At 67.3% G+C, this 4,556-nt stretch carries 3 protein-coding genes and 1 pseudogene; 1 reads left to right on the forward strand and 3 read right to left on the reverse strand.

Annotated elements, in window-relative coordinates; translation table 11 throughout:
* Both U9977_RS24045 and U9977_RS24050 read right to left on the reverse strand, forming a co-directional pair.
* A pseudogene (locus tag U9977_RS24045) lies at positions 1–152 on the reverse strand (SDR family NAD(P)-dependent oxidoreductase); the annotation flags it as partial.
* Positions 153–264: 112 nt separating this feature from the next.
* On the reverse strand, positions 265–1,458 hold the full coding sequence (locus U9977_RS24050; RefSeq protein ID WP_322751557.1) for an acetyl-CoA C-acyltransferase: 1,194 nt from the start codon (positions 1,456–1,458) through the stop codon (positions 265–267).
* 419 nt (positions 1,459–1,877) lie between these two features.
* On the opposite strand from U9977_RS24050, the gene U9977_RS24055 reads away from it, so the two are divergent.
* Positions 1,878–2,768 carry a pentapeptide repeat-containing protein gene (locus tag U9977_RS24055; RefSeq protein ID WP_322751560.1) on the forward strand — a complete coding sequence of 297 codons (891 nt, stop codon included), beginning with the start codon at positions 1,878–1,880 and terminating at the stop codon, positions 2,766–2,768.
* A 686-nt stretch (positions 2,769–3,454) separates the two neighbouring features.
* On the opposite strand, the gene U9977_RS24060 is transcribed toward U9977_RS24055, so the two are convergent.
* A partial coding sequence (locus U9977_RS24060; protein WP_322751558.1) for an XRE family transcriptional regulator occupies positions 3,455–4,556 on the reverse strand: 1,102 nt, incomplete at its 5' end.

Raw genomic sequence — 4,556 nt, forward strand, 5'->3', positions numbered from 1 at the left:
GGTCACTACTCTGATCTGCTTGTCCGCGAGGTCGCGGGCGAGCGGTCCAGCAGCACGACGCTCGCGCCCGCGCTCACGAGACGACGGGCTGTCGCGAACCCGAGCCCGGACGCTCCCCCTGTGATCACAGCGATGCCGCCGGCGATATCCATCTGTCCGAGTCCTCTCCTGTTTCGTTCGTGCCGTTGCCGTTGCCGTTGCCGTTGCCGTTGCCGTTCCTATTGCCGCTGCGACTGCCGCTGCGGCTGCCGCTGCCGGGCGCTCTTACAGCCGCTCGATGATGGTCGCGTTGGCCATACCGCCGCCCTCGCACATCGTCTGCAGGCCGTACCTGCCGCCCGTTGCCTCCAGATAGTTGACCAGCGTCCCCAACAGGCGGGTACCGGATGCGCCGAGCGCGTGCCCGAGGGCGATCGCGCCGCCACGAGGGTTGAGTTTCGCCGGATCGGCGGCGAGATCGTGTGCCCAGGCCAGCGGCACGGGTGCGAACGCCTCGTTGACCTCATAGGCGTCGATGTCGTCGATGGTCAGACCGGCTCGCGCGAGGACCTTCTGGGTTGCCGGGATGGGGCCGGTGAGCATCAGCATCGGGTCGTCACCAACCACCGAGAACGCGTGGAAGCGGGCGCGTGGGCGCAGGCCGAGCTCATTGGCGGTCTGCTCGCTCATGATCAGCGCAGCGGACGCCGCGTCCGTGAGAGGGGAGGAGTTCCCAGGGGTGATCTTCCAGTCGATGTCGGGGAACCGTGCCCTCATGTCCGCGGTGGCGAAGGAGGGCTTGAGGGCTGCGAGCCCCTCGGCGCTCGTGCCCGCCCGCACGGTCTGGTCGACCAGATGCGTGCCGGTTGTGCCATCCGGCGCGGGTGCCGTCACCGCCACGACCTCGTTGTCGAACGCGCCCGCAGCCGCGGCGTCGGCGGCGCGCTGGTGAGAGGCCGCCGAGTAGGCGTCGAGAGCCTCGCGGTCGAGCTTCCACTTCTTGGCAATCAGCTCGGCTGCGACCCCCTGGTTGACCAGGCCCTGAGGGTAGCGGGCGTGGAGTCCCGCGTCCTGCGGGTCCTGGCCGATGGTCGGCGTGCCCATCGGAATGCGGCTCATCGACTCGACGCCACACGCGATCACGATGTCGTAGGCACCGGCGATCACGCCCTGCGCACCGAAGTGCGCGGCCTGCTGACTGGAGCCGCACTGGCGATCGACTGTTGTCGCCGGCACGGTCTCCGGAAATCCCGCGGAGAGCACGGCGTTGCGGGTGATGTTCGAGGACTGCTCACCCACCTGCTGGACACATCCGCCGATGACATCCTCGACTCGTGCCGGGTCGAGGCCATTGCGTTCGATCAACGACCGAAGCACGGTCGCGAGCAACGCAACCGGGTGTACCCCGGACAGGGCGCCGCCCGGCTTGCCTCGTCCGGACGCGGTCCGAACGACATCAACGATGACAGCGTTGTTCATGAATTTCCCTCCGGGCGGGCTCTGGTCGGCCAGCGGCTGCGCGATCCCGATCCTGCTCGCGCGGCAGGAGGCCCTGAACAATCAAGGAAGTCGCCGGGCGTGGTCACAACGAACCGCTCGCCGACCTCTGTCGTCAGTGGACTACCGAGCCCATCGTCATCCACCGGACATTACGCGGTCAAAAAACCGGAATTTTTGGTAGGTTAGAGACCTTTTTATCCTGATTTTTGGATCCGGGATTTCCACGTGTGGGACGGTCGGGTCCGGGGGAGTCGGCGGCACGGCAGCCGGCCCCGAGCCGAGGTGTCGTCCCGTGGTCACGACGGGGACGGCTGCCTCCGTCGTCGCGTAGAACATCAGTTATGCGTGGGCGCGGTGACCGATGGTGGCGGCTGGGGCCGGCGGTGGTGGGGTTGGTTGTGCTGATCGGCTTGGCGGTGTTGTGGGTGCAGGCGCCGATCTTCTACCCGCCGCCGGCCGACGGTCGGGCACCGGCGATCGCGACCACTCGCACCGGGATCGTCATCGCGGGTGCCGCATTGATCATATTTGTCGGTCTGATGATGAGCCTTGCCGAGATCCGCCGGGCCGCCACCCGGGCGACCGAGAGAGATCGACAGGTGGCTGAGCGGCAGCTGGCCGGACAATTGATCGAGCGTTACACCCGAGCGGTCAACCAGCTGGGCTCGGACACGGCGGACGTGCGTCTCGGAGGGATCTATGCTCTCGAGCGGCTCGCGGGGGGTTTTCCCGAGGAGCAACCCGCCGTGGTCGAGATGCTGTCGGCGTTCGTCCGCGAGCACACGCGCCTCGGTCGGCCCGGCAACCGGCGGTGCAAGAGCGCGGCCGACGGACCGGAGACCGACATCCAGGCTGCGATCAACGTACTGGGTCGGCTCCCGGCGCGGGATGGGGTCCTGCGTGCCGATCTGACCGGCGCGGACCTGGCCGGTGCCCGGTTGGACCGTGCGAATTTCACCCGTGCGCGACTTGACGGCGTGAACCTCGCCGGCGCCCGGCTGGTTGAGGCGAACCTCACGCGGGCCGGGCTGGTCGGGGTGAACCTGCGCACCGCCCGTCTCGACGGGGCGGATCTGACCGGAGCTCTGCTGGACAGGGCCAACCTCACCGATGCCCGGTTGGAAGGGGCCGACCTCACCGGCGCATGGCTGGACGGCGTGGATCTCACCGGCGCGGTGCCGCTGACACAGGAACAACTTGAGGTTGCCCACGGGGATGCCGCGACGGTCCTGCCGGTGGGGTTCACCCGGCCGACCTCCTGGCCCGAGGCGATAACCGTCCTGCTCTGACCGGGAACCTCCGGCTGGTCTGGATCGGATGGCTGCGAGTCGGACAGAAGATCCAAAACGCGCTCTGAGTGCCGACTCGCGGATCCCGGCAGCGGCTGAATACCTCGTTAGCACCAGATACCCGGTCGACACCCGTCGGTCGACGCTGCGGGCATTGCGCAGTGCGTTCCGGTGGACGTGACCTAGCTATCAGTTTCGCGACAGCTTGGTCGGGAAATCATGTGTGGTGAGCGGCGCGGCCCCGATCGCGACTCTGTCGGTCGCCTGTCGCCGGGTGCGATCGCCATGCGGGCGAGATGCGGGCGAGAGGTCGCCATTGGTCCGGCGTTCCGGGGGTATTTAACGCTAGGTAATGATGGTTACGATCCGAGATTGAGTGGATGCCCTGTGGAAGCAGCCTGAAAGATCCTTTTTCGGCTGCTGCTGGAATCGACGGCCAGAGCATCGCGGGCATTTGCTTCCAGTCGGACTCGGATTGATGTGAAAATGTGGCGAGAGTCATACGCGTGCCCGGCATTGTAAAGATCGTTTAAATATGTCCTAATCGGACATTAGCCGCAAAAAGACAAGAGGCAGCCGAGGCGGTGATCCCGTCCCGGCTGCCTCGGCTGCCTCTTGTGTGCGGTGTCCCGTGCTGGAACCGCGGAGCCGGTCCCGCGTTGCGGTGACCGGGTGGAGCGTTGCCGTCAGGCTGCGCCGACGGCGGTCAGGGCGACCCGGGCGTGATCGGTGAGATCGGCGGCCCCGGCGCACCCGGTCCGTTCGATCTCACGGCAGAGCGTCGCGACGTCCCGGCCGGCCATTCCGGAGTCGAGAAGAGCCGCCTGCTCCACGGCCTGATGCCCGAGCTGAATAGCGGCGTCGGCATCGCCGGCCTGGACGTGCGCCACACCGAGTCTGGTCATGGCTTCCACCCGGGCGCGTGGGAAATCACCGGCCAGCCCGTCCGCGGCATTGTCCAGGTACGGAATCGCCGCGGCTCCGTCACCGCTGGCCAGTAGCGCTTCACCAGCGAAAAGTGAAATGCAGGACGGGACGCACCAATAGATGTGCGGAGGATCCTCCGCCGGCTGCGACTGGCTGATGAGATGAACCGCGTCCTCGGCCGTCCTGGCTGCGGTGGTACTTTCGCCGGCACGGCCGTACGCGAGAGCCAGCGCGCCGGAGATTGCCGCCTTCTCGGTGGCCGTCATTGCCGCCCGGGCCCCGGCCTGAGCCGACCGGAGCATGGTGACGGCGTCATTCGGGTCGCCATACCATGCCGCCTGCTCAGCCATGCAACGCAGGATGTTGGCACCGAGCGCGGGTTGGCCGGCCTCGCCGGCGGCCCGTAGCGCGACCATCCACAGGCGCTGGGCGCCGCCGTGGTAGCCGCTGTCGAACGCTGCCCACCCGGCCAGGCGGGCCAGCTCAGCCGCGACGGCGTACAGCCGTGCCTCGTGGGCGTGGCCGTACAGGGCGGTCCGCAGGACGCGTACGGCGACCCGCAGCTCCGCCATGGAAAGCTCGTATATGTCATCTCCTCCTAGAACGTCATCCATCTTGCGAAGCGTGTCGACCCGCCGCTCGAAACCCGCGACGAGCGAGTCGTTCACGCGCTTTCCTTCGAGCGCCGCGGCAAGCCCGGCTGAATCGGTCATGAGCCAGTGATGTGCGACCGAGGTCAGCGCCACGCCGGACACGCTGAGAAATTTCCGCCGTTCCATGTTGGCGGTCACCTCCTCGAACCCGACGGCCAACCCGTCAGGTCTCCATAGAAGGTCGAGATCGGCGTCTGCCCATCGAGCC

The sequence above is a fragment of the Protofrankia sp. Cas8 genome (assembly GCF_963555845.1).
Taxonomy (GTDB): Bacteria; Actinomycetota; Actinomycetes; order Frankiales; family Frankiaceae; genus Protofrankia.